Source organism: Akkermansia sp., assembly GCF_020860705.1.
Classification (GTDB): domain Bacteria; phylum Verrucomicrobiota; class Verrucomicrobiia; order Verrucomicrobiales; family Akkermansiaceae; genus Akkermansia.
Genome location: NZ_JAJBTT010000034.1, coordinates 20,924 through 45,960 on the forward strand (window position 1 = coordinate 20,924; position 25,037 = coordinate 45,960).

The window sequence follows — 25,037 nt, forward strand, 5'->3', positions numbered from 1 at the left end:
AAAGCTCCCGGGGCTATGGTCCCCGCGTTTTTCAGGAAGACAATGATTCTTTTCAACTGTGACTACAGTGAGGGCGCCCATGCGGATATTCTCCGCAGGCTGGCGGAAACGAATATGGAACAGACGCCCGGATACGGGGAAGATCCCTATTGCGGGCAGGCCCGGGAGCTGATTGCCAGCCTGTGCGGCAGAACGGACCTGGACGTTCATTTCCTCATTGGAGGAACCCAGACCAATTTCACGGTGATTGCGGCGGCGTTGCGGCCCCATCAATGCGTGCTGTGCGCGGATGCGGCCCATATCAACGTGCATGAGTCCGGTGCCGTGGAGGCCTGCGGTCACAAGGTTTCAGCCCTTCCTTCCCTGGACGGAAAGCTGACGGCACGGCAGATTGAGGATGCATGGCACGCCCATTGGGGCGATGAAACGCATGAGCATATGCCGCAGCCCAGAATGGTTTACATTTCCCAGCCGACCGAGCTGGGCACCATTTATTCCCGGAAGGAACTTCAGGAGATTGCGGAAGTCTGCCGCCGCAGGGGACTGTACCTGTATATGGACGGCGCGCGCCTCGGCTACGGCCTGTGCGCTGAAGACAATGATCTGGATCTGCCGGAGATTGCCTCTCTCTGCGACGCCTTTTACATAGGCGGCACGAAGGTCGGCGCCCTGTTCGGGGAAGCTTTGGTTCTGCGCCATGATTCCCTCAAGGAGGATTTCCGCTACATTGCCAAGCAGAAGGGCGGACGCCTTGCGAAGGGGCGGCTCCTGGGAATCCAGTTTCTGGAGCTGTTCCGGGACGGCCTTTATTTCCGGCTTGGGGCCCATGCGGACAGGCTGGCCGTGATGCTCCGGGATTTCTGCCGCTCCAGGAGGCTTGCGCTGCCCGTTGCCAGCGGGACGAACCAGCAGTTTGTCACGATGCCTGATTCCGTTCTGGATGAATTGAGGAAGAAGTACGGGTTTGCCTATCTGCGCCGGGAGGATGAATCCCACAGTACGGTACGCTTCTGCACCAGCTGGGCCACGCGCGAGGAAGACGTCCGGGAATTGATCTCGGATATCGGCCGTTTGTGCTGAAGTTTTTCCTTTTCCAGGGCGCGCCGGGGTATCCGCCAGGGTTTCTCCGCCGGAGGGGCGGGAATGGCCTTTCCGGTGATCGTCCCCTTGGAAGAAGGCTTCCCCAGGTTCATGGAAGGGAGATTGATTTTTATCTTTCCGGGGAGCGGGGGATCGGTCATGATGCGGATATGCCCTTAATAGTTCGACAGGAATGGCCGGCCCGGATTTCCCGGGTGCAGTGGCTGGTCAATGCGGTGATGACGGCGGAGTGCCTGTGCATTCCCTTTTTTGCCGCCGGGGCGGTTTTGGGGATGGCATGGTACGGTGGCCGCAGGTTAGGGGTTGACTGGGGCTGGCTGGCGGCAATATCCCTTTCCGCGGCGGTTTTGTTTCTGGCGGCATGGGGTTGGAGAAAACTCCGGGGGCGTTTTTTCAGCAGGCGCGACGCGGCGGCTTTTCTGGATGAACAGATGGGATTGCATGCGGCGTTGAGCGCCCGCGAGGAGTGGGGGAATTCCACGGAGGGGCCGGAGAGGGCCGTGCCGCAACATCCCGTGGTTCGGGTGCGTTCCGTGTGGTGCCTGGGCTGGCTGGCGGGAGGCGTGGCTTTGATGGTTTGCGGCGCGTTGCTGCCGCTGCCTGTTCAGCAGGCTGTCCGGAAGCTTCCGGAGTTGCCGCCCGCGCTGTCCCAGGTGGAGGAAGCCCTGGACCGCCTGGAGGAGATGGAGAGTGTGGATGAGAAGAGCCTGGAACCCTTCAGGGAGCAGCTGGATGTCCTGAAACAGATGTCGTGGAATGAGATGTATTCCCATGCGGGGCTGGAAGCGGCGGATGCCCTGAAGGGCAAGACGGCTGCTGCCGTTGCCGGATTGTCCAACCAGTTGTACCAGACGGATTCCGCTCTGTCCCTGCTGGATAGCCGGAATGGCGCATCCAGTCCGGAGGGGATGCAGTCCCTTCAGGAGGCTTTGAAAGGGATGGAATCCCAGGCTCTCCAACCGGGCGGCGTCATGAGCCGCCAGCTTCAGGAATTGAAGGCGGCCCTCCCTTCACGGGAGATTGATCCGGAGACGGCGCGCCGGTTGAAGGACCAGTTGGAGCAGGCTGCCCAGCAGCTGCGCAGCATGTGCGGCCAGTGCGGCATGTCCTTTATCGCGTCACCTGATGACAACGCTCCGATGGCCCGTGGACAGGGGGAAGGAGGGGACGATGAAACCGGGGGAGGCGGAGTGGACCGCGGCCGCGGGGATGCTCCCCTGGCCTTTGAGCTGGAAGAGCGCAAACAGCTTGATACGGTGTCCCAGCGGGCGGTGAACGAGGATTTGAGCCGTGCCGCCCTGGGCGATGCGGCAGGGGTGGAAATGGCGGCCCCCTCTCCGGAGAAGGAGCGGAGGGGCCTGGAACACGGCGGCCAGGGCGCACGGCCCGCCCGCGGGGGAGACGCGGTGTGGTCCGACCAGCTGACGCCTCAGGAGCAGTCCGCCTTGAAGGGAATTTTCAATTAAGGGTCATTCTTTCCGGGAGGGAAAGGAAGACGGGATGTCCTGCGGCAGGCGCCTGCGCGGCAGCAGTTCCGTTCTGGTGAACAGGGCGTCCAGCACCACCAGGATGCAGGCGCCCCACAGCAGGAAGGGGCGCAGCTGAAGGTTTGTGGCGGGCCTGGGTTCCTGAAAGATGGAAGGGAGGTCTATCCGTTCCCTGCCTCCGGTGCGGTTTACCAGATCCAGAAAGGCCTCCCTGGCTGCGGGCGGCATGGTCCATTCAGGGTCGACCTGATGGTTGACGGGACCGAAGGGGATAACGCTGTTTCCAATGCGGACCGCACCCCGCGCCATGACGCCGTGCGGCAGGGGAAAGCTGCACTGGAAGACGCCCGGCTGTAAATGTTCCCAGACGCCGGCTTGTGTCCGGGAACCTTCCTTTCCGGAGAAGTCCATGGAGATTTCCGGCATGCGTTCCGCCAGCCGGGGGGTGTTGTCGTCACTGTAGTAAAGCCGCACCCGGAGCCTGTCTCCCTCCGTATCCGCCCGTACGGAGTAGCCCTGCGGGGGATTTTGCCTGTTGAGCCAACGGGCCAGGGTTTGAATGAGGTCGCCGTAGCCGTTCCATTGCTGGATGGAGTGGCCGTATTCCCCTCCCATGGCCAGCGTGACGGCGGCTGTCCGTCCCGCCCCCCGGTTCCAGAAGGATACGAGGGGGGCTTCATTCCCGTCTTCCGTCACGCAGGCCGCCGTGGCTCCGTCCCTTAAATAGCACAGGTTGTAGCCGTCTACGGCCGGGGGCCACGCGGGCTGGGCCGCCGCTATCTGGAGCCATCCGGCCGTTCCATGAAGGGGGGTGCGTTCCCGGATGAAGGCGGAGCGCGCCACGCTGATGGTTTCCTGCGCAAAGATGTTGGGGATGTCTCCCGGACGGTCGCAGAAGAAGATGCGGCCCTGGCCCAGTTCCGCTATTTCCTTGAGCAGGGCGGCGTCTGAACTTTTTTCACTGCCCAGGGCGATGACGCTCACGGTAGTTCCCTCTTTCACCATTTCTTTCAGGGTCTCCCTGTAGTCGTCCGGTTCCTCGGAATCATCCGCGTCCGCAAAAAGAATCAGATGCCTGGTTCCGGCTACGGAGCGCCGGAGTTCCCCCCAGCCCGCTTTAAGCCCTACTCCTATAAAGATGCCTCCGCCCATGGAGGCGATCCTGGAGACGCTGTTCAGCATTCGTTTCCGGTCGGCGCCCACGTTGCCCAGGCTGACGATGGTGTGCGGGGAGCTGTCTACGGCGTGGACGGAGATGAAGTCCTGCTCGGACAGGAGGGAAATGGTCTGGCACACTCCGGAGTTGGCCAGGTCCATTTTTGTCTTTCCCCCGGAGACGGAGGTGGCCATGGAGCCGGAACGGTCCAGAACGATGCTCATGGCGGTGATGAGTTTCATTTTGTCCTTCTTCATTTCCATGGAGACGGGCAGCAGTTCGTCAATGGGGGAGGAGAAGTAGCCCCCGGAGCCGAAGCTTTGCCTGCCGCCGCACATGAGAAGTCCGCCGCCCTGCTCCCGCACGTAGTAGTCCAGGGCGTAGAGAAAGTCCGGGGACACGGAAGAGGCTGAAATGTTGTTGATGATGACCAGTCCGGCGCCGGCCAGGTGGCGCGCGTCCAGCTGGCGCAGGTTGGCGGGCCGCCGGACACGGAAGCCCTGCGCTTCCAGGAAGGGAGCCAGAGGGTCCCGGTCATAGCCGGAAATCAGCAGGATGTTGTTCCCTCCGGTCACTTCCATGAAGCTGACGGCATGGTTGTTTTCGGGAATGGGATCGTTCTGCGGAGTGATGGTCATTTCATAGGCAGAGCAGCCGGGATCGGTCAGGCGGTCCGTCAACCTCACGGTGGCTTTCCCGTTAACCAGAGTGGCCTCCCCCTTCAGAGGGGATCCTCCGTTTTTGCTGATTTCCCACGGAACCGTGACCGGCGGTCCGGGAGGGCCCGCCAGGACCGCCTCCAGAATAAAGGCTTCTCCGGGACGGATGCGGACCGGAGTTTTGATTCGTTCAATGCGGACGTCCGTTTCCCTGTGGGTGGCGGCCAGCCGGTAGTCCACAGGAATTCGGGAGCGGACGAGCTGCTGTGGCGCATGGTCCAGCGGCGTGGTGGGCCAGCCGTCCGTGATCATGAGGATGCGGTTGACTCTGTCCGGGTTCATTTGGGCCATGGTGTAGGCCAGCGCCTGTTCCATGTCCGTTCCGGCGGTTCCTCCGGCAAAGACGGGGTCTCCATGCCCCTGAAGTACGGCGGACTGGGCAAAGTCCACCAGGCGGATGCGGTCTCCGGAATGCTTGTTCCGTTCCAGAATGGACTGGATTTCCTCCGCTCCGGAGGCTGGAATTCCTGCGGCGGAGTTGGATCTGTCAATCAGGACCCAGAGATCCATGCCGCTGCCTCCCTTGTTGAAGACAGGCTGTACCAGGGCCAGCAGAAGGCATGCCAGGAGCAGGAACCGGAGCGGGGAACCCAGGTGCAGGCGCCTGCATTTCCATCCGGCTGCAAACAGCAGGGGAACCAGGAAAAACCATTCCGGGGAGGTAAACTGGATCATGGGCGCAGGGATTTGTCAGGGATGGAAGGCAGCCAGGAAACGATCAGAGCCAGCATGGCCAGCGCCAGCCAGAGGAAGGCGAGCGGGTCATGCTTCATGTTCCGGAGCGTTTCCGCATGGGGCGGGGGAAGGCCGGTGTCAAAAGAAGAGCAATGGGAAAAGTCGCCCATCCGGGCGTCGGAAAACCAGACGGAGCCCTGGAATAGGGATGTTTTGCGTGGTCCCGGGGAAAGGATTTCCACATAACCCGCTTCTTCCGGAAGCCTGCCGGAGAAGATGGCCTCCCGGCGTTCTCCCCCCGGCATGGTCTGAATAAGTTTTCCGCCCGCAGGAATGGATAGGAGAGTGCCCCCCGGAAGGTTGCCGTGACGCGTGCCGGGCTGCTGGTCCTGGATGGATTGCATGAATCTGCGGATCATGAGCAGAGGGGCCGGGATGCGTTCCGCATTGGATTTTTCCCAGGCCCAGTTGAGAAAAAGGCGGCCGTTTTCTTCCCATGCCAGGGGCGCTTCCCCCTGCCAGAGCAGGATGGAAGCTTTTTCTCCGGGAACCATGCTGCCGATGGAAGGCACGAGCAGACCGCTCCAGTTCAGGCCATCGGTCAGCGGATGCCGTTCCGCCGTGACGGTTCCGGAGGAAGGCCTGCCGCCGGCCGCCAGAATGATGACTGGTCCTCCCGGCTTCCGGTTGTTCCACGTTTTTTCCGTCAACAGACGGAGTGAAGTCGTGGAGGCCGCCGGGGCGGGGGTGAAGCCGGGAATGCCGTCCATGATTTTACGGAATGTTCCCGCAGCCGTTTCCGGCAGGTCCATGCTGACGGTGACGGGTTTGGGAACAGCCCGGACCAGCAGGAGCGTATCATCCCCAGGAAAGGCGTCCGGCGGGAGTCGGAGCATGGCTTTTCCGCATTCCGGGGGAAGGCTGTATTCGAATTCCGTGACGGTTCCAGGATTCAGGTGAAGCGGCTGTCCGGAGGGAGGGCTACCGTTGTCCGCATGAATGGTGACAGTGGTTTGAACAGGGACGTAGCTGTTGTTTTTGACGGCGATCCTCCAGTGGGAAGAGCCGTTGCCTTCTACCGGAGTGATTCCTGCAAAGCCCACGTTATCCAGCGGTCTGCCCACCCCGCGTGCGGATTGACCGGGAGGCACCCGGCGTGCGGTGGAGGTGACCAGCCGCGTGATGCCCGCAGGAGCGGCAATGGCCGCGGCCGTACGCAGGGCCGGAGCGGCATCATGCGTTCCTTCATGGGGATGCCACTTGTCCAGGGCCTGCAAAGCCTTGCGGGAGTCCATTCCACGGTAAAACGGCCTGCTGGAAGGAAGGCTGCCCATGAGGATCCAGGTGGAGGGTATTCCGGATTGGCGGATGGCGTCCATGTCCCGGGAAACAGCGCGGATAGCTTCTTCGCGGAACGGGGCCATGTCCGCGGAATCGTCAAGGATGAAGACCACAGTCTGGCTGGCGTCCCTGCCGGGCCATACGGGAGCGGCCAGGACCCAGGTGAGCAGGAGGACGGCCAGAATTTGCATCCAGAAGGAGCGGGAGGTGCGCAGCCTGTCCCAGATGTTTCCTTCATGGGCTTCCGGAGACAGCGCTTCCAGCAGGAAGAGCGTGGCCGTAGGCTGCTCCTTCGTTTTGTGCTGAAGGAAATGGATGGCGATGATGAGGGGAATGGCCAGAAGAGCCCATAACGCGGCCGTATTGGTGAAATGGGGAATCATGGCGTAAGGAATGGGAAATGAAGCGGTTCAGGAGAGTTCTACGGCTCCCTGGCGGAGCGCTTCTCCGGACAGGGCTTCCGTCAGGCTTCCCGTGCAGGGGATGCGGGCAAAAACGGCCTGGTGGCGCAGGCAGGCTGCCGCCCATAATTCAAAGTGGGCTGCGTAGGCGCGGGCATACCGTTTGGACACGGAGGAAGTGACGAGCTGGCGGCGAATGAAGCCTGACTCGCAGTTTTTAAGTTTTACGTTTCCGGCGGCATGGAGCACTGCTTCCTCCGCCAGGGTGGGGGTTAGAATGATGGACAGGCCTTTTTGAGCGGTCATGGAGCCCAGCAGGGCGTCCGGTTCTCCGGGGTAGAGCAGGTCGGAGATGAGGATTTTCATGCCGTTGGGCCGCCAGATGGAGATGGCGGGCATGGATTCATCCGGCGGAAGGTTCCGGACCCTGGCGAGCCCTTGGCCGGAAAGGACGTCCGCGTTCTCCAGGGGGGAAATCCTGCGCCCCTTAACCGCATGAAGCCGGACCTGGGCTCCCGTCCGGACGGCGGAGAGCAGGCAGAATCTGAGGAGGCTTTGTGTGCGAGCAGCGCGGGCCTCATGAAAGAACATGGATTCGGAAACGTCCACCACGACGTCGACGCGCGGGGAAAGTTCCGCCTGAAAGACTTTCATGGTCAGCTGCCCGGTTCTGGCATACGCCGCCCAGTGGATGTCGCGCGGATCATCTCCCCACTGGTAGGAACGGTTTCCCTGGAAGTCAATGGAACTTCCAGCTCCCATCCCCGTCCAGCTGCCTTGCGCGCCGCTCCAGGCGCGTCTGGAAAAAGGCAGGCGGAAGCGCCGTGCCGCCTGCTCGGAGTCCGTTTGGATTTCCTGATGGAATGGAGGGGAAAAGGGCATGCTGTCGCAAGGAAGAAAAGCGGCTGTGGATGGCTTATTTCCGTCCCTGGAGACCGGCTTCCGGTTCCGGAGGCGGTGAAGAAGCGGAGGCGTTTCGGCGCACGGCGAACCAGTATTGGCTGGACAGGAACAGTGCCACCATCCCGGCAACCAGGTTAATCAGGCTGAGTAGGGAGAATTCGCTGAAGGGCGGCAGGGATTTCTCATTTATCAGTTCATATAAATACCCGCCGGGGATGATGGGAAGGGCGAGATGGATGGAATGCAATACGTTCAGCAGCAGGGAGAGGACGAGCCATATCAGGGCATAGGCCAGAAGGGTGTTGTTTTTCAGTTTTTTCCAGAGAGGTTTCAGGAGTATGGCTGGCATGACAAGGGCATACCAGATGCCGACCGTAAGGCAGAAGAGGAAGGGGAAGGAGTGGAATTTGAAAGTGCCCGTCATACGGTCAATCAAGTACAGGGCCAGCACTGACAGGATGCTGAGCAGCAGGGTAAAGAAGACGCCCCCCGGCAGTCCGGGGAGGAACAGGAATTGCTGGAGCCCGGAGAGCGGTTTGTTTTTTATTTGCTTTACATGGATGGGGAGAAGGTGCGCCGGGGCAGTCAGGTTGACAATCATCAGGAAGGCTCCATAAAGCATCAGAAAGATGATTTGGACGCTCATCGTCTTTTGAATGAAGGAACTTGCATGCTCAAGGAAGGGAAGAGGGATGATGAAGAGGATGAAGAAGGCCAGCAGAAGCTTCCTTAGGGGGGCGGCTGTATTCTGTGCGGCAGGGGAGAACCATTCCCTGGCCAGAAGAAGCAGGGATGAGGTCATCAGGACCGCATCAACCAGAATGATGAAGGCCAGGAAAAGGCTTTCCCCCATCTCCTCCTGGAAGGAGATCAGGTCCATGGGGCTGATGGTTATGGTCAGCACGCCCATACCCAGAAAGAAGAAGGCAATGATACGCAGAAGGGAGGGCATGGCGGAGGTCCAGAGGGTGTACGCGGTCAGAATGCCGGATCCCAGGTAAAGAAGGGCAAACAGGGCCATGTCCTGCACCAGGTCGATCTGGCCGTAGTAATACCGGATCAGGAAGAAAGGCAGGGAGATGAACATAATCAGCAGGGATTGGGCCATGAAGGATATCCATTTCCCCAGGACGATGCGGCCTGCGCTCTGCCTGGTGAGCAGCAGCAGTTCATTGTTTCTGGAGAGCAGTTCTTCCCTGGTGGAAGTGGATGCCCGAATCGGCATGATGAAAAGCAGGGTAACGATCATGGTACCCCAGAGGATGACCTGGCAGCCGTCCGGACTGATGAAGGGTTCTCCATCAAAGGGATTGACGATGAAGCTGAACAGAAAAAAGAAGGCCAGCAGGGTGGGAATCAGGCTGGTCAGCACGATGAACGCAGGCGTCCTGAGGCCCTGGCGCAGTTCCTTGACCAGGGCGGAGGGTACCCAGATGGGGAAATCCAGAGAGCGGGAGGTATTCATAAGACGGGGGAGGTTGGAGGTTCCGGGGTTAAGGGAGTCTCCTGGTCACGGCGGATGAGGATGTCTACAAAGGCTTCTTCCAGGCGGCGTTCACTGCGGTGGAAGTCAATTACGGGAAGATCCCTGCATAGCTGGCGGAGCTCCGCAGCCACCGCTTCCGGCTCACAGGAGGAAAAAGTAGCCACCACCCCGTGCTGCTGCACGGAACGCACGTTCCAGCCCTGGTGAAGGTCCAGCCATTCTTCCAGGGGGGCGGTATTGTCTCCCGCCGTGCGGATTTCAAAGACATAGCCGGATTCCGTTTTCCGGTGCAGGAGGTCTTCCATGCCGCCGTCATGGACGATGGCTCCGGCGTCCATGAAGAGCAGGGAATCACACATCTCTCCCAGTTCCGAGAGAATGTGGGAGCTGATCAGCAGCGTTTTTCCGCGGGATTTGAGCAGATGGACCAGGTTCTTGAATTCAATGCGGGCTTTGGGGTCCAGTCCGGCCGCCGGTTCATCCAGAATAAGGAATTGCGCGTCGCTGATCAGGGTGCGGGCCAGGCAGAGCCGCTGCGTCTGCCCCTTGGAGAGTTTGTTGATCATCTGGTCCTGGAGTCCGTCCAGTTCCGTAAAGTCAACCACTTCGTCCACGGCGTCCAGCAGCCGTTCCCTGGTGATGCCGTATGCCCTGGCGAAGAAATCCAGGTATTCCCGGACGCTGGTGTTTTTATAAGGGAAGAAGTAGTCCGGCATCCATCCGATCAGGGGGCGGACCTGTTCAGGATAGTCTACGGCGTTGATTCCGTTGATCAGGATTTGTCCGGAATCAGGCGTTTCCAGCGTAGCCAGCATGCGCATGGCAGTGGTTTTCCCGGCACCGTTGGCGCCAATCAGGCCGACTACCTGGCCCTGGCGGATGCAGAAGGAGGCATTATTGACGGCTTTCAGAGGACCGAATGATTTGGTCAGGCCGGAAACCTCCAGCAGAAATGGCGTGCTCATGGTTGTTCGTGGGGCTGGGGTGTGGCGGAAACGGGACCGGATACGGTGATCGTGGTTTTTTCCCAGGTGATGGAAGGCAGCGTGGAAATGGGACCAAGTTCCCCTTCCACCGGGTCCATGGTCGCCAGGAAGTGTTCCGGAAGAGGTTCGGACGGTTTCTCTACCGGGACGGACGGAAGTGCGTGCGTTCTCTGTCCGGGAGGCAACTGTTCAATGGTCCAGTATTTTCCGGAGGCGTCCTGGTAGGCAAGGTGACGCAGCGTCCCCGGGAAAGTGCTTTGGAACACGGGGGTTCCGTCCGGAAGCGTTTCCAGCAGGGTTAGCTCCGCCCTGGTGGCAACGGGCATGATGAGCTGGTGCTTGAGCGTGGAGCGGCTGGTAAACCAGTTTCCTCCGCACCATTCTCCCTGGCGCGTCGCATTTTTTATATCCTCTGTGTTCCGTGTTGATTTGCCTGTTCTTTCCAGCCTTGTTCCCGTGATGCCGGCATTTTCCGGCAGTTTGAATGAGTTGCTCAGAAGGACGGAGGTTTTGCAGATCTGGCTTTGAGTAATCAGGCCGGAATGGTCCTGCGGATTGATTTGGATAAGCACCTCCCGTTTTCCCGTGCCTCCCATTCCGTCTCCGATCAGGATGAGGAGGAACAGCAGGATGGAAAATCCCAGGGAAATGGACGGAATCAGGAGGAAGAGCCTGTGGCGCTTGCCTGCGGGAGCCCATAGGAAAAGGCACATGGGACCGACGAGCACGGCAAAAATGATCAGCACCAGCCCCAGCAGCGTGGACGGGGTGGAAAGAAAATAGGGAGCGGTGGCGGAGAGCGGTGGGTAACTGCCTCTCTTTACATGGAGTTTGACAAATTCTTCCAGCTTCAGCTTTTTTTCCTTCTCCGGCAGCCCTTCCAGAGACGGCACGTGCAGGATGCGCCCATGGCCCAGCATCTGTGCGGAGACGGGCTGCCCCTTGTCACCGATCAGCCACAGGTTGCCGCCCCCCAGCACCCATTGGCGAATGGCTTTGCGGTGGGCTTCGTCGAAATAGGTTTGATAGGTTTTTTCCGGAATGATGAGGCAGCTCTGGCCTTCATACACCCTGTAGTCGGCAGGCCATTTCATCAGGTCACAGGGAGAGACGCCGGCATCGAAAGAAGAGGTGGATAACAGGTGCCAGTCCGCCGGAGTGTTTTCCTGGATGACGGCATAGAGGTCTTTGGTATCGGTATTTATATCAATGTAAAAGCTTCCTTCGCTGGATTCCTTTATTTCATAGAGGAGATTGTAGGAAACAGACGGATAAACGACCGCCTGAATGCTTTCCCCTGCGGGAATGAAGAAGGGATAGGTGTGGCTGTTGCCCTTCCCGCTTCCCCAGCTTTCCTTGAGTTCAAGGGTGGCGGTTCTGTCTGAGGAGGTTGTATTTTCCAGTTTTACCCGGAAAGGGACGCGGCAATTTTTCGCGCTGTAATCAAACGCTTTATCCAGGGTTGCAACAATGGGGGGCTTGGCAACGGGGCTTGCATGGAGTCCGGAACTGCTGAATGCAAGAAGCAGAAGAAGGCTGAGGAACAGCCATGAATGGGAGAGAGGCTGGCGGAACATGGGAGCAGGAGAGTTGGGTCAATGGATTTTGGCGGCAGCCAGGGAATCCGGGAGGGGTTTGTTCTGGGCCGGGATTTCCTTCATCAGGCGGTCGATGACAGCGGCGGTCGTCATGCCGTCCAGTCGTGCCATGTGGTTGAGCAGGATGCGGTGCCCCAGTACGGGATGGAGCACGGCCTGTACGTCTTCAAAGGAACAGAAGGCGCGTCCGTGGCGCAGGGCGCGCGCCTTGGAAGCTGACGCCAGGCCCAGGGCGGCGCGGGGGCTGGCCCCGTATTTGACTCCTCCGGAGGCGTCCGATTCACCGGGGTGGGTGGCATTGACCAGCCTGCCTATGTAGTCCGCCACCACTTCCGGAATGGCTACGTTCCGGGCCATCTGCATGAGGTTCAGAAGTTCCGGAGCGTCCAGAACCGGTGCAAGTTCGGGTTCCTCGCCCATTTCCCGGTTGAGGACGATGCGGGCCAGTACTTCTGCGGGAGTCCGTTCTACATTGATTTTGAAAAGAAAACGGTCTAATTGAGCTTCCGGCAGCGGGAAGGTTCCTTCCAGTTCAATGGGGTTCTGCGTGGCGAGAACAAAGAAGGGATGGGGCAGGGAATGGGCTTCTCCCATGACGGTGACGCGGCGTTCCTGCATGGCTTCCAGCAGGGCGGACTGGGTTTTGGGGGAGGCGCGGTTGATTTCATCCGCCAGCATGATATTGGCGAATACCGGCCCTTCCTGGAAGACGAAGGTTTTCCTGCCGTCCACTTCCTGCAGGACGGGCGTTCCCGTGATGTCTCCAGGCAGCAGGTCCGGGGTGAACTGAACGCGCCTCGCCGTGATATTCAGGGCCTTGGAGAGTCCCTTGACCAGCTCTGTCTTGCCCAGGCCGGGCAACCCTTCCAGCAGGATGTGGCCGCGCGCCAGCACACCGATGAGAATGAGTTCGATGAGGTCTTCCTTGCCGAATAGTACCTGGTTCATGGCGTCGGCCAGGGCGTCAAGCCTTTGCACGGCCAGACCGAGTTCTTCCTGGGAGAGGGAGGGGAGGGTGTTCATAGGGGGGACAGCCGGTTGGCCGCGGCTCTTTGGGAAAAGAGCCGGAAAGTTGTTAGAGTTCTCCATAAGCTTATTCCATGCACCCGGTAATTCGCAAGCAGAAAGAGACCGGTACTTGTTAGTTTTCAGGAATATGAAAGAAAAACGCCTCGGCGCGGATTTTAGCTGTAAACGGTTTGGTTGTGGGGTAACGTTGCCTTTGTTGAAATAAAGGCGCCTCCCGCGCTGTAATATCACTGCCATGGACCCTGTACTCTCTCCCGACAGCAAACGCATTTATGTAGTGGACGCCCTGCGTGGCTTTGCCGTGATGGCGATTATGCTGCTGCATTTCCTGGAGCATTTCATTTACAATTCCTACCCTGTAGCTTCCTCCCCGCTGCTGGAGGCGGCCAACCAGCAGTTCAAGGACGTCTTTTTCTTTCTGTTCGCCGGAAAGTCCTACACTATATTCGCGCTGTTATTCGGTTTTACCTTTGCCATCCAGTACCGCAACCAGGCGCGGAAGGGACGGGACTTTGCGGGCAGGTTCGTCTGGCGCATGTGCCTGCTGGCCGTATTCGCGTGCTTGAATGCGCTATTCTTTCCGGGAGGCGACGTATTGCTGACCTTCTCCATTGCGGGGCTTCTGCTGGTGCCGTGCCGCCGCCTGAAAACCTCCACGCTGGTGATTTTGTCCCTGTTCTTTTTGGCACAGCCCCTGGAATGGGCGTATGCGGCGGCGCAGTGGATGAATCCAGGATGGGTTCCTCCCTCCCTGTCCGTTTCCGAATCGTACGCCTCCCTGAAGGCCGCGGTGGATACGGGCAATTTCTGGCTGATGGCCCGCGAGAACCTGACTGTAGGCCAGTGGGCCAGCCTGGCGTGGGGCATTGAGGCCGGGCGCTTGATGCAGGCTCCGGGGCTGTTCCTGCTGGGCTTTGTGCTGGGAAGGCAGGATTTCTTTTTACAGAATGACGGGAACGCCGTGTTCTGGATCCGCGGGGTGCTTCTTTCCCTGGCCGGGACCGTGGCGTTTTACGTGCTGATGTCCCTTCCGGGTTTGCCGGCTCCGGTGCATACCGTGTTTAACATGTGGCACAACGTTTGCTTTACCGGAATATGGGTGGCCGGCTTCGTTCTGCTGTACCGGCTGGAATATTTCAGAAAAGTGACGGTTCCCTTGCTGACTTATGGACGCATGAGCCTGACCAACTATGTTTCCCAGTCCATGATCGGTTCCCTGATCTTTTTCCCGTTTGCGCTGGGGCTGGCTCCTTATTGCGGGTATCTGGCCAGTTTTATCATCGGCTGCGCCGCCATGGTCGGGCAGATATGGTTCTGCCGCTGGTGGCTGGAACGCCACCGCTACGGCGTACTGGAAGGACTGTGGCACCGGGCGACCTGGATAGGCGCCGGAAAGGCAACCAAGTCTTGAACCCCGGTAGAAATGGATTTTAACCCGGTGCGGTTATTTTTCTGACACCCGGTCGTAAAAGACAATGGAGGCCTTTTGCAGCGTGTGCTGCCACAGCTGGAACCCCACCTGGGCAGCCGGAGTGTCTTCCGCTACGGGCAGGGAATCCGTGTCCAGAGCGTATACGGTGACCAGGTACAGGTGCCATCCGTGGCCTGCGGGCGGGAAGCTGCCGCTGTACCCTGCAAATCCGGCGTCGTTGCGTATCTGGACAACCTGTTCCGGCATCAGGCCCAGGGCTGGGTCTCCCGCGCCTGAAGGCAGTTCCCGGACGGTGGGCGGCAGATTGACGGCCAGCCAGTGCCAGAAACCGCTGCCTGTGGGCGCATCCGGATCATGGATGGTGATGGCGAAGCTTTTTGTTCCTTCCGGAGGATTGGTCCAGGAAAGCTGGGGGGACCTGTTGCCGCCGCCTACGCTGAAATGCCGCTGGGGCTGCTGCACCACGCCGCCGAGGTCGTTGCTGTGAAGGGTGAATGTTGCTGGCATGTGAGTGATGATTCCGTCTGTGGATGATTTGTTCAAAGTGCGGCGGCCGTTTTCCGGGCGCCGTTTCCAGAGGATAGCTCCCATAGCGTTTTTTTCCGCTTTGTTACGCATGGATCGTATCAACTCCTTCTTGATCCTGCCTTCCCTGTCATGTTCGGTCAAGCCGAGAATTCCGGCGCCGGAGCACTCTTTTTCAAAGTCCGCCAGCAATGCCAGGATGTTTTCCGGAGAACGTTTGATTTGAGCCGCTTTCCATTGTTCCAGAATCATCCAGGTGATGGAAAGCTGTTCAGCTTTCTGCATGAATTCCAAAAGGGGGGGAAATGGCCGTTCCTGTGCCGGGATCAGGGGAACCGCATGGAACAGGAGGGAGGAAAGAAACGCAGGGAAAAGAAGAGAGGGGGACTTCATGGTTCGTAAGAAGATATGAACCAGGGGAAGGGATTTTTTTCATCAATGGACACGATATGTTCTGAAAAATTCTTGAGGAGTGGAATTGTACTGCATTTTCCGTACAATTTATACAAGGGCTTTTCCGGTTGCATGCCATGTGGTATTTCAGGGGCATGGACGGGCACAGGAGCATCGGCGGTTTTTTCGGCCTGGAATTGCCGGAATACGGCAACTTCCCACAGTGGCATGAAGGAAGAAGCGTGGCGGTGAATTCCGGCAGGCGTGCACTGGAATACATTCTGCGCTGTCTGGGAGACGTGCGCCGCGTGCATGTGCCCCGGTATACGTGCGCCACCATTCTGGAACCGATGAAGCTGCTGGGCATTCCGTGTTCCTTTTACTGCATTGACGAACGGCTGGAACTGGTAAATCCGCCCGTTCTTGGAGGAGGGGAATACCTGTTGTATGCCAATTATTTCGGCATCAAGGAGAAGTACGTGGATCTGCTGGCCTCCCGGTATGGCGGCAGGCTGATTGTGGATAATGCGCTGGCCCTGTATTCTCCCGCCCGGTCCGGCGTGTCTTCCTTCTACAGTCCGCGCAAGTTTTCCGGTCTGTCCGACGGAGGCGTGGCCGTCATGGAACATCCCCGGCTGGAAGTGGAGGAGGGGGACGAGTCTTTTCCCGGGGCCTCCTTTTTGCTGGAATGCCTGGAACATGGGCCGGAAAGGGCATGTGCCGCCTGCGAACGGAGCGAACGGCGGTTGCAGAACGCCCCCCTGCGGAGAATGTCCCGGCTGACGGAGCGGCTGATGCGCGGCATCGACTATGAACAGGCGCGGCTCCGCCGCATGGACAACTTCCTGTTTCTGCATGAAAGGCTGGGGCATTTGAACCGTCTTGCCGTGGATATGGATTCTCTGTCCGGCCCTTTTTGTTATCCGTTTTGGACGGCTTTTCCCGAGCTGAGGAACGTGCTGATTGATGAACGCATCCTGGTCCCCCTGCTATGGCCGGAGGTTCTGGCGCAGACCCCGGCGGGCAGTCTGGAACGGAAGCTGGCACTGCACCTTCTGCCTCTTCCCGTGGATCAGCGCTGCGGGCCGCAGGACGTGGAGCGGCTTGCCCGGATAGTGGAGGCATTTTATTCCTGAAATAGGGAGGAAACTATTTTGTTAGAAATGGAATAAGGCGTTGACGGTGTGGTGTGGTTTTTCTAACATTCCCATATGTCCGACTACCTTTCCTCTCTGGGCTATCCTTTCCGTGGCCGTCCCATGGTTTTTGTTTTTGCCGTTTTGATTATATGGGCCATGCTTCTGGCGGCCTGGGCTCCTGTCATTGGCTGGATTGCCGTTTTTTGTTTCCTGATGCCCTTCATGTGCGTCTTTTTCATGAAGATGGTGCAGCAGTCTTCCATGGGGGATGAGGAAATGTGCCTCTTTCCGGAACTGGAGGAATGGCTTGACGGCCTCATGATGCCTTTCATCCGGCTGGTAGTATGCATCGGCGTCTCTTTCCTGCCTCTGGCCTTTTACCTCCATAGGTTGGACTGGGAAATGGACGGCACCGGCTCCATGAGCTGGCTGTTTATTGCGGCGGGAGTAATTTATTTCCCGGGAGCTTTCATGAGAACGTCCGTTCTGGAAAGTTTTTCCGGGCTTTCTCCCGTGGGCTGGTGGATGCTCGTCAGGAAGGCTCCTCTTTCCTATGCCGGGCTGGTAGGAGCCTTTAGCGTCGGGGGGTGGGTGATCCTGAACCTTCCTTCCGGGCTTTTGATGGATTTTGCCATGGCGCCCGTGAAACTGTATGTCACCTGTGTGTTGATGAACATGTGCGGCCTGTTTATGCTCAAGCATGAATTTGCCGCGGAAGAGGACGACGGCGGTTTTTCCATTTCCGGGCCGGAGTTGCGGTAAGATCACTGACTTTAGCATTGTTGAACATACCAATGGGACGCTAACGTCAATCTGGGATGATGCTCATAAAGGCAGGTTATTGACGCATCATAAATCAGGAATCCTTTAAAGAAGCGCGTGACTTTTTACCAAATCCTTTATACAGGAATTCCGTATTTTTATTCCTTCCAACAGTCCTGTTAAGTAAATCAGGAATTTCTTTGGATTCATATCCTCCTGCATTCAGGTATCGTTTTAGTACTGCGGTTTGTCCCGGGTAACATTTTAGCAATACTGATAACCATTTCTTTTCAAGAGAAGTTTCGAGCATTTGATATGCTTTATTGTTTCTTATTTCGTGCACGATGATCTTGTTTTCGAAATTAATTCTCTTATCTGCCATTGCTTGCAGAGGAGGATTTTCTCCTTTTTTGATGTATTCTTCTTCCCATGCGGTTTCTTTTTTATCGTAATCAGCAGACATTCTCTGATGTTTTTCTTTTAAATTTTTGTCATAGGAACTACGAAATGCCAGAATAATGGCAGAAGAATACTGCGATAACAAAGATGCTAATTCTTCGTTCTTAATTTGATGCTTAGCCGCAATATCCGTTAGATTGCGCGAAAGTTTTTCCATCTCATTCTGAATATCATATTTTACATCATAGTCTAGACTTTCATCAAAAATATTTTCCGTATTTTCATCATAATCAATATGAAATAAGGGAGCAGCGGAAACATAATAAAAAACCCAGAAAAGACGCGTCAACTCTGCTGTCTCCAGTCCTTCTTCTCTCAGAACGTCAATATCGTCCAGCATGGTATTTGCTTTATCATAAAATTGCTTCATATCCGGTTTCTGAAGGAGTTTTCCCAAAGCAACGCACTCTGGATCCGTCTGTTTTAAAGCAGATATGGTGTCAGGCATAGACAGATTGTTGCCGAGGGCAAAGGCAGGAAGTCCCACTATTTCCGAGCTACAGAATAACCATGCAGCAAGAATATAAAAAAACCTGCTTCCATGAATTCCTGTTTTTTTATTAATGGAATCTGTTTTCATAATCTTGTTGGTCTCTCGTTACATTGCATTTGAATTTTGATATAGTGATAGCTTTATATGATCTTTCTTGCCCGTTTATATTTTTCTTAACTTTGTGGTACTTGAATTTTTGTTCCTTGTACTGGATTTGAAACATATCATCTTTTTCTGTTTCCTTAAGAGGACCTCCATTTTTTGTATGTTGTCTCCACGAGCATTTCCATAGCCATTCCGTAGGGCATGCGATGACATCCGTGATAAAAGCCTCTCGGGTAGAATAGAGAAGCCTGTCCCTGATACGATTTTGATTATTACAATGGAGTGCTTTATCAACTCCGTTTCCCGTATGCCCTGTTTCTGAATCTAGCACATGTTTTGCGGGCTTGGATCCCAAGTCTCTTTCGATAATTTTAATGTGTTCAAAACTTACATCCGTAGGTTGTAGTGTCAGCAGTAATACAGCAGTAGCTCCTACGTAGAATTTGCTGATTTTTCGGTAAGGAGTTCCTCCGTTCAGATGTTCTGCTTCAAAATGAGTGGGGAGTGCGATAGTCAGTGTAGTGGGTACTACGATCCCATCGCTCGTAGTGACTGTGACAGTTACGTCGAATGTACTTTTATCGGGTATTCCATTGGGCCATTTAATATCGGTGTTAGCGCGTAACTGCGTTTCAACTGATCCATTGCTTTTTTTTCTCAACTTGGCGTATTTTTCTCCAGACGTAATCTCCCACTTAAGTTTGCTTATATCTCCTTTAGGTTTACCTGTCAACGTAAGTGTTACTGTTTCTCCAATTCCAATTTTTGTTCTCTTCCTGTCAGCTTCTTCATCATTGGTTTTTCCCAGATGGAAATTAGCGGATAATGATTCTGTTTTCGTTTTAATTTCCAGAGCCCCGGAGTGGCCGGCATCATCTTGTGCCTTTGCTGTCTCAATATACGGGAATATTGAGACAGCAAAGGCACAAAGAACAGCATGCAAGGTAGATGAATTGAACAAAGGGAAGCCCATAATGATTATGTGATATATATTTGAAACAATGTCAAGTTTATTGAAAGATTTCTGTTTTGTTGGTGCGAGATCATAATGAGGTCTAACTGCGTTCTACGCTGAACACGGAGACATAGAAAAAATATCTTATTTAGGAAGAAAAAGTTTTCAGGAGATACTTATGAATGTAGCCATCACGGGGTCCAGCGGATTTATCGGCAGCCATTTGTCCGGCCGCCTGGCGGTATTCGGGCACCGGGTGACGCCTTTGTGGCGCTACCTGTTTACGCAGGACAGCGTGGATTGCCTGGCAGAGGCCCTGGCGGGATGCCAGGCCGTCATCAATCTGGCCGGAGCCTCTCTGGATCGGCGCTGGACGGAGGATTACAAGCTGGAACTGGTGGAGAGCCGGATCATGACCACCCGCAAGCTGGTGGAGGCGGTCAATCGGCTGAATGAACCTCCGGAAGTGATGATTTCCACCTCTGCTGTGGGTTACTACAGCTCGTCCGGCTGCCACGGGGAGCAGGATGACCCGGCGGCGGATTCCTTTCTGGCGGAATTATGCATGGCCTGGGAAAAGGAGGCCGAGCTGGTGAACGACTCCGTGCGGCTGGTCCGCACCCGGTTTGGAGTGGTCCTTTCCCCGGATGGCGGCGCGCTCCCCAGAATGGTGCGCCCGGCCAGGTTTGGCATTACGGCATCCGTAGGGGACCCGGACCACTCTTTTTCATGGGTGGCGCTGGATGACCTGGTGGACGCCCTGATTTTCATCCTGGGGAAGGAAGATATTTCCGGCCCCGTCAATGTGACGGCTCCGGAACGAACCACCAACCGGGAATTTTACAAGGCCGCCGCAGAGCATTTCCACACCCGCCTGTCCATCCATGTTCCGGATGCCGTTCTCCGCCTGCTGATGGGAGAGGCTTCCCTGGTGATTACCCGCGGGCAGTGCGCCGTTCCGGAGACGCTGTTGCGGGAGGGATTTGAATTTCAATATCCGGATATCCGCACTTTTTTCAACAAGGCATTTTCTGTTACATCATGAGTATCATTCAGACCATCTTCACTTCACTGTTTACCGGACATTCTGTCAAAACCACGCCCATGCCGGATTTCGACCTGGAACGTTATCTGGGGGAATGGCATGAAATCGCGCGCCTGGAAAACTGGTTTGAGCGCGGGTTGCGCAAGGTCCTTGCCCGTTATGACCGCGGGGAGAACGGCTCCATTTCCGTTACCAACAGCGGTTATGACGCCCGTACCGGGGAGCGGCGGGAAGTGCATGCGCGGGCAGTGGTGGCGGATGCTCCCAATCATTTGAAAGTGTATTTTGTGCCGCTGGTGTACGGCCGGTATGAAGTGGCTTTTCTGGATGAGGACTACAGCCGCGCCGTCGTTTCCGGAGGTTCCGTCAGTTATCTGTGGCTTTTGGCCCGGACGCCTCAGTTGAAGGACGAGGAGTTGCAGCCGATGCTCCGTTGTGCCCGGGAGCTGGGGTATGATACCTCCCGGTTGATTTACACGAATTCCCTGTCTTTTCCGGACCATGACAGCACGGGGGATGCATGAGGCAGGGCGATTTTTGTAAGCGTAAAGTCTCCTTTTGCAGAAAAAATATCCTCTTTTGCTGTAGAGCGGATTCAATCATAAAGGCCGGGAAACCGGACCTTCCCGGTTGGACGGAAAGCGCAAGCTTGAAGCACGCCGGGTGAGTGAGTCCGAAGGATGAACGAATCAAATCCTCATTCCCAGGAGTCAGCTATCCGTACATGTCCATGAAAACAAGTCCTTTTCCCGTTTCCTGCCGGGAACGCTGCGGGTGCAGGGGATCACTTGTTCAGCTTTTATGACCAACCACTCCTGCGGGGAGCATGCTTCGCTTTCCGGCTGTCCGGCTTTTCCGGTTTCCCTTCCCTTTGAAGCTGTTCCTCTCTCCGTTCTTTTCCTTCCGGCTCTTGTATTCTGCATCCCTTCCTTTTTCCTCTTTCCCGGCAGGTAATATAAAAAACGCGGCTATTTTTTTAAATGCGCTTGCAATCGGGCGGGGGATGGTTATGTTGTCATTCATCCAAACATTGGATGTTTGGATGAATGATCTAAAGAAGGAATAACAATGGATATTATTCATGACAACGCCGCTGATCTCAGCGCATTGAACGGCAAGACCGTTGCCGTTATCGGATATGGCGCGCAGGGCCGCGCCCAGGCACTTTGCATGCGTGACTCCGGTGTGAACGTGATTATCGGCGTTCGCCCCGGCAAGTCTTTTGACGCCGCCACCCAGGAAGGTTTCCAGGTGATGAGCGTGGCTGAAGCCGCTGAAAAGGCGGACATCATCCACATTCTTCTGCCGGATGAAAGCCACGGCTCCGTGTACGAAGCTGAAATCAAGCCCCACCTGAAGGCCGGCAAGACGCTTTGCTGCTCCCATGGCTTCGCCTATGTGTTCAACACCATCGTTCCCCCCGCGGACGTGGACGTGATCATGGTGGCTCCCAAGGGACCGGGCACGGAAGTGCGCCGCGTGTTTGAAGAAGGCTTCGGCTGCCCCGGCCTGATCGCCGTGCACCAGAATCCCTCCGGCAAGGCCCGCGACGTGGCTCTGGCCATGGCGAAGGCGGAAGGCCTGACCCGCGGCGGCGTGCTGGAATGCACGATGGCCCAGGAAACGTACGAAGACCTGTTCGGTGAACAGAACGTGCTGTGCGGCGGCCTGGTGGACCTGATGAAGTACGGCTTTGAAACCCTGACGGAAGCCGGTTATCCCCCGGAAATGGCCTATTTTGAATGCGTGCACGAAGCCAAGCTGATTGTGGACCTGATCTACAACGGCGGCATCCAGAAGATGAATTCCGTGATTTCCAACACTGCTGAATTCGGCGAGTACTACAACGGCCCGCAGATTCTGCCCGCCGACGTGAAGGAACGCATGAAGGAATCCCTGAAGCGCATTGAATCCGGCAAGTTCGCCAAGGACTGGCTGGAAGAAGCCGCGAAGGGCGCTCCCAACCTCAAGGCGAAGCGCGAAGCTCTCGGCCAGCACCCGGTGGAAATCGTGGGCGCCAAGATCCGCAGCCTGTTTGAAAGGAACTAAGGGTTCTTTTGATTTTTTCTACGGGCCGCTCCTCCGGACGGGACGGAGCGGCCCGGACAATCATCGGGCTTCCCCTCGGAAGCCCTTCTTTTTCTGATATGGACAATTTTCTGCCGGCCGTCAGTGTGGAAAACGCCAGGGTGTACCTGGGCGGCCAGGAAATCCTGCACAATATTTCCTGGCAGGTGCAGCGCGGAGAACGCTGTTTTATTCTGGGCGCGAACGGCGCCGGAAAGACCACTCTGGTCAAGCTGCTGATGGGGTTCGCGTGGCCTCTGTTCGGTGCGAAGGTGCAGGTGCTGGGCAAGACGTTCGGGCAGGTGAACCTGCTGGAATTGCGCAAATCCATTGCCTGGGTGAGTCCGTTCATGCACAAGTGGCTGGAGGACGGAGCCTGGAACGGCCGCGACATGGTGCTTTCCGGACCGGAGGGAACGATTGGCCTCCTGCGCGAATCGACTCCGGAAGAGGAGGAGAAGGCTGCCGGAATCATGAAGTCCCTGAAGGCGGAGCATTTGATGGACAGGCCCGTGGTGGCCATGTCTTCCGGAGAGCAGGTGAAGGTGCTCATCGCCCGGGCGCTGATGACGAACCCGGAACTGATGATCCTGGACGAGCCCAGCGTTTACCTGGACCTGGCAGGACGTGAATTTTTACTGAAGACCATTGAGGAGCTGGCGGAGACGCGGCCCGATCTGACTATCGTGTTTATCACCCAGCGCATTGAAGATATTTTGCCTGTGTTTAACTGCGGGATGATTCTGAAGTCCGGTGAGATTGTGGCGCGCGGTAGCAGGGACGAGGTGCTGACGGAAGAGAATTTAAAGAACGCCTTTGATCTGGACATCCAGTTGATCAGGACGGACAAGGGGCGCCTCTGGACGGTGATTCGTTGAGATTCCCATGAAAAAAGGAAAACAGATCGATTTGAAGAAGCCTGTAAGGCTGTCCCTTTCCCGCCAGGTGCTCAATGCCATGGAGTCCATGATACGGTCCGGCAAATGGCAGGTGGGCGACCGCATTCCGGCGGAGCCGGAACTGGCCCGCGCCTTTTCCGTGAGCCACAACACCATCCGGGAAGCCCTGCAATCCCTGATTCACATGGGAATGCTGGAAGCCCGGCCTGGGGACGGCACGTACGTGATGGCCTCCGACCGTTTTGCCGTGGCGGTCAGCAACCGGCTCAGGGAGTCGGAGCTGCCCCAGATTCTGGAAGCGCGCCTGGCACTGGAAAAGGAGATTGCGCGCCTGGCTGCCGTCAAGAGAACGGAAGAGGACCTGGAGAGTCTGGAGGCCGCGCTGAAGGACTGCCATGCCAGGGTGAGGCCGGGCATTGAGGACGACATGCTGTTCCATGCCGCTGTGGCCCGGGCCACGCACAACCCGGTGCTTGCGGAGTTGTACAACGTCATCATCCGCAACGTGCAGGAGAATCTGGAAAGCCTGCTGGAGGAGAAGCAGTACGATCCCGGAGCCATGAAGCTCCATGACGATCTTCTGGCCGCCATCCGCGAGCGGAAGGCGGACGCCGCAGAAAACATTATTGTGAAAATTGTGGAGTTTGATACGGTCAGCATTGGTGGTCGCTCCCCCGTTTAGAACTTGAATGCCTTACTTCCCGGACAGGGAGTCCGTTTATTTTCCGGAATTTGATATGGCTCCGAAGGTAGCGGGTGGGAAATCCTCATCCATGGGATGAGGATTCATATTTTTATCTTTTTCTTGACATTTATATATAAAAATTATCTCTTATAAAGTATATTATACAACTACCAAATTATTCTCCTATGTCTTTCCTGTTTCAGAGCCTAGTTGTTTGTCTGCTGTTTCTGTTCCCCGGCTTTGGCATTTTTGCTCAAGCCGTTGAAACTTCCTCCGATGAGGTGCAGCCTCTGAAAATCAAATCGGAAACGACAGTGTGTTCCGCTGATTTTTATATTGCCAAAGAGCAGGGAAAGGATGTGGATGAGAAGACGGATAAGGAGCGGAAAAAACTCGGCATGGGGGAAGATGTTTTGTTGACTTTGACCGGAAAGCCCAAGGGGAATGTTTCTCAGTTGCAGTGGAAGATTACCAAAGGGGAAGCTCTTGCTTCTCTTCCTGAAAAAACCGAGGGGCTCGAAGAGGTTACATTGACGGTTAGTAAGCGGATACAAGAGAAGGGGGAGGTGGAAGTCACCGTCACGACGAGTGAAGGGCTGAAAAAAAACATTACCTTTGAGATTCTTGTGCCGACAAAGCTGACGGCAGCTGTTCCCGTTAAGTCCGATCTTCCCAGTGATCACAATATCATTATTGTGGCCGCTGATGTTAAATTGACGGTGGAACCTACGGAGGTGAATTTTGGAAATATCCAACTGATTGAACGCGATGGAGGATTGACGTATGTCATGCCAACCCCTCCTCCCGATCCGCAAAAACATGAAATAAAATTGGGCGTTCCGCATACGGAGCATGGGTGCGATGACCCCAGGAGCATTGAGCAAAATAATTCATTCATTGACCGGGTGATATATATGGCAAATTATAACGCCATACATGGAGCTAAGTTGCCGCAGGAATGGTTTTGGACCTGCGATTGGAAAGTCCATGATGGGAAAGGCGGCAAGGAATCGACCAGTGACGATATCCTCGAAGTGGAAACCGTGGAGCAGAGGTTCAAGGTTGAGTATGTGAAATTCCAAGGAATGGATGGAGAATTTGAAGAAATCCAAATTGCCGTCAGGAAATTCGGTCGCGCCATATCCTATGATTTATGCTATCATCTAATGAATTATGAATATGTTTGGAAATAATCC

The 25,037-nt window shown here is 56.2% G+C and carries 22 protein-coding genes; 11 read left to right on the forward strand and 11 right to left on the reverse strand.

Going from position 1 to position 25,037, the window contains the following annotated elements:
* Positions 1-42: 42 nt before the first annotated feature.
* A complete protein-coding gene (locus LIO64_RS07340; RefSeq protein ID WP_290548791.1) occupies positions 43-1,080 on the forward strand; it encodes a low specificity L-threonine aldolase in 1,038 nt (345 codons plus the stop codon).
* Positions 1,081-1,250: 170 nt separating this feature from the next.
* The gene (locus LIO64_RS07345; RefSeq protein WP_290548792.1) at positions 1,251-2,567 is read left to right on the forward strand and encodes a hypothetical protein; all 1,317 of its coding nucleotides are present in this window, start codon (positions 1,251-1,253) and stop codon (positions 2,565-2,567) included.
* Positions 2,568-2,570: 3 nt separating this feature from the next.
* Here the strand turns inward: LIO64_RS07345 and LIO64_RS07350 are convergent, their stop codons facing one another.
* From LIO64_RS07350 to LIO64_RS07380, 7 genes are read right to left on the reverse strand one after another with little or no spacing between them, the layout of a single operon-like run.
* Positions 2,571-5,138: a VWA domain-containing protein gene (locus tag LIO64_RS07350; protein WP_290548793.1), complete on the reverse strand. Its 2,568-nt coding sequence runs from the start codon at positions 5,136-5,138 to the stop codon at positions 2,571-2,573.
* Positions 5,135-6,862, reverse strand: coding sequence for a BatA domain-containing protein (locus LIO64_RS07355; protein WP_290548794.1), 1,728 nt, complete (start codon positions 6,860-6,862; stop codon positions 5,135-5,137). The genes LIO64_RS07350 and LIO64_RS07355 overlap by 4 nt, the downstream gene beginning before the upstream one ends.
* 27 nt (positions 6,863-6,889) lie before the next feature.
* Positions 6,890-7,762, reverse strand: coding sequence for a DUF58 domain-containing protein (locus LIO64_RS07360; RefSeq protein WP_290548795.1), 873 nt, complete (start codon positions 7,760-7,762; stop codon positions 6,890-6,892).
* A gap of 34 nt (positions 7,763-7,796) precedes the next feature.
* Positions 7,797-9,248: a hypothetical protein gene (locus LIO64_RS07365; protein ID WP_290548796.1), complete on the reverse strand. Its 1,452-nt coding sequence runs from the start codon at positions 9,246-9,248 to the stop codon at positions 7,797-7,799.
* Entirely contained in the window at positions 9,245-10,234 is a 990-nt protein-coding gene (locus tag LIO64_RS07370) for an ABC transporter ATP-binding protein (RefSeq protein ID WP_290548797.1), read from the reverse strand. The genes LIO64_RS07365 and LIO64_RS07370 overlap by 4 nt, the downstream gene beginning before the upstream one ends.
* Positions 10,231-11,832 carry a hypothetical protein gene (locus LIO64_RS07375; protein ID WP_290548798.1) on the reverse strand — a complete coding sequence of 534 codons (1,602 nt, stop codon included), beginning with the start codon at positions 11,830-11,832 and terminating at the stop codon, positions 10,231-10,233. Before LIO64_RS07375 ends, LIO64_RS07370 begins: the two co-directional genes overlap by 4 nt.
* A gap of 18 nt (positions 11,833-11,850) precedes the next feature.
* Complete coding sequence (locus LIO64_RS07380; protein ID WP_290548799.1) at positions 11,851-12,876, reverse strand: MoxR family ATPase; 1,026 nt, start codon at positions 12,874-12,876, stop codon at positions 11,851-11,853.
* Between the two features lie 241 nt (positions 12,877-13,117).
* On the opposite strand from LIO64_RS07380, the gene LIO64_RS07385 reads away from it, so the two are divergent.
* Positions 13,118-14,293, forward strand: a complete 1,176-nt coding sequence (locus LIO64_RS07385; protein ID WP_290548800.1) for a DUF418 domain-containing protein — start codon at positions 13,118-13,120, stop codon at positions 14,291-14,293.
* A gap of 33 nt (positions 14,294-14,326) precedes the next feature.
* Here the strand turns inward: LIO64_RS07385 and LIO64_RS07390 are convergent, their stop codons facing one another.
* On the reverse strand, positions 14,327-15,124 hold the full coding sequence (locus tag LIO64_RS07390; RefSeq protein WP_290548801.1) for a YbhB/YbcL family Raf kinase inhibitor-like protein: 798 nt from the start codon (positions 15,122-15,124) through the stop codon (positions 14,327-14,329).
* A 245-nt stretch (positions 15,125-15,369) separates the two neighbouring features.
* Here LIO64_RS07390 and LIO64_RS07395 point away from each other — a divergent pair, with 245 nt between their 5' ends.
* Both LIO64_RS07395 and LIO64_RS07400 read left to right on the forward strand, forming a co-directional pair.
* Complete coding sequence (locus tag LIO64_RS07395; RefSeq protein WP_290548802.1) at positions 15,370-16,368, forward strand: hypothetical protein; 999 nt, start codon at positions 15,370-15,372, stop codon at positions 16,366-16,368.
* Between the two features lie 75 nt (positions 16,369-16,443).
* Entirely contained in the window at positions 16,444-17,133 is a 690-nt protein-coding gene (locus tag LIO64_RS07400) for a hypothetical protein (RefSeq protein ID WP_290548803.1), read from the forward strand.
* A gap of 94 nt (positions 17,134-17,227) precedes the next feature.
* On the opposite strand, the gene LIO64_RS07405 is transcribed toward LIO64_RS07400, so the two are convergent.
* Positions 17,228-18,172 (reverse strand): hypothetical protein, encoded by a 945-nt coding sequence (locus LIO64_RS07405; RefSeq protein WP_290548804.1) that lies wholly within the window; start codon positions 18,170-18,172, stop codon positions 17,228-17,230.
* Positions 18,153-19,163 (reverse strand): hypothetical protein, encoded by a 1,011-nt coding sequence (locus tag LIO64_RS07410; protein WP_290548805.1) that lies wholly within the window; start codon positions 19,161-19,163, stop codon positions 18,153-18,155. Before LIO64_RS07410 ends, LIO64_RS07405 begins: the two co-directional genes overlap by 20 nt.
* A 160-nt stretch (positions 19,164-19,323) precedes the next feature.
* On the opposite strand from LIO64_RS07410, the gene LIO64_RS07415 reads away from it, so the two are divergent.
* On the forward strand, positions 19,324-20,190 hold the full coding sequence (locus LIO64_RS07415) for a TIGR01777 family oxidoreductase (RefSeq protein ID WP_290548806.1): 867 nt from the start codon (positions 19,324-19,326) through the stop codon (positions 20,188-20,190).
* Positions 20,187-20,714: a lipocalin family protein gene (locus LIO64_RS07420; RefSeq protein WP_290548807.1), complete on the forward strand. Its 528-nt coding sequence runs from the start codon at positions 20,187-20,189 to the stop codon at positions 20,712-20,714. Before LIO64_RS07415 ends, LIO64_RS07420 begins: the two co-directional genes overlap by 4 nt.
* 268 nt (positions 20,715-20,982) lie before the next feature.
* On the opposite strand, the gene LIO64_RS07425 is transcribed toward LIO64_RS07420, so the two are convergent.
* A complete protein-coding gene (locus LIO64_RS07425) occupies positions 20,983-21,273 on the reverse strand; it encodes a hypothetical protein (protein ID WP_290548808.1) in 291 nt (96 codons plus the stop codon).
* On the opposite strand from LIO64_RS07425, the gene ilvC reads away from it, so the two are divergent.
* From ilvC to LIO64_RS07445, 4 genes are all read left to right on the forward strand, one after another.
* On the forward strand, positions 21,259-22,239 hold the full coding sequence (gene ilvC, locus LIO64_RS07430; protein ID WP_130083100.1) for a ketol-acid reductoisomerase: 981 nt from the start codon (positions 21,259-21,261) through the stop codon (positions 22,237-22,239). The two genes, LIO64_RS07425 and ilvC, sit on opposite strands and share 15 nt — an antisense overlap.
* Positions 22,240-22,337: 98 nt before the next feature.
* On the forward strand, positions 22,338-23,135 hold the full coding sequence (locus LIO64_RS07435) for an ATP-binding cassette domain-containing protein (RefSeq protein ID WP_290548809.1): 798 nt from the start codon (positions 22,338-22,340) through the stop codon (positions 23,133-23,135).
* A gap of 7 nt (positions 23,136-23,142) precedes the next feature.
* Positions 23,143-23,838, forward strand: a complete 696-nt coding sequence (locus LIO64_RS07440) for a FadR/GntR family transcriptional regulator (protein WP_290548810.1) — start codon at positions 23,143-23,145, stop codon at positions 23,836-23,838.
* 188 nt (positions 23,839-24,026) lie between these two features.
* A complete protein-coding gene (locus tag LIO64_RS07445) occupies positions 24,027-25,034 on the forward strand; it encodes a hypothetical protein (RefSeq protein ID WP_290548811.1) in 1,008 nt (335 codons plus the stop codon).
* Positions 25,035-25,037 lie beyond the last annotated feature (3 nt).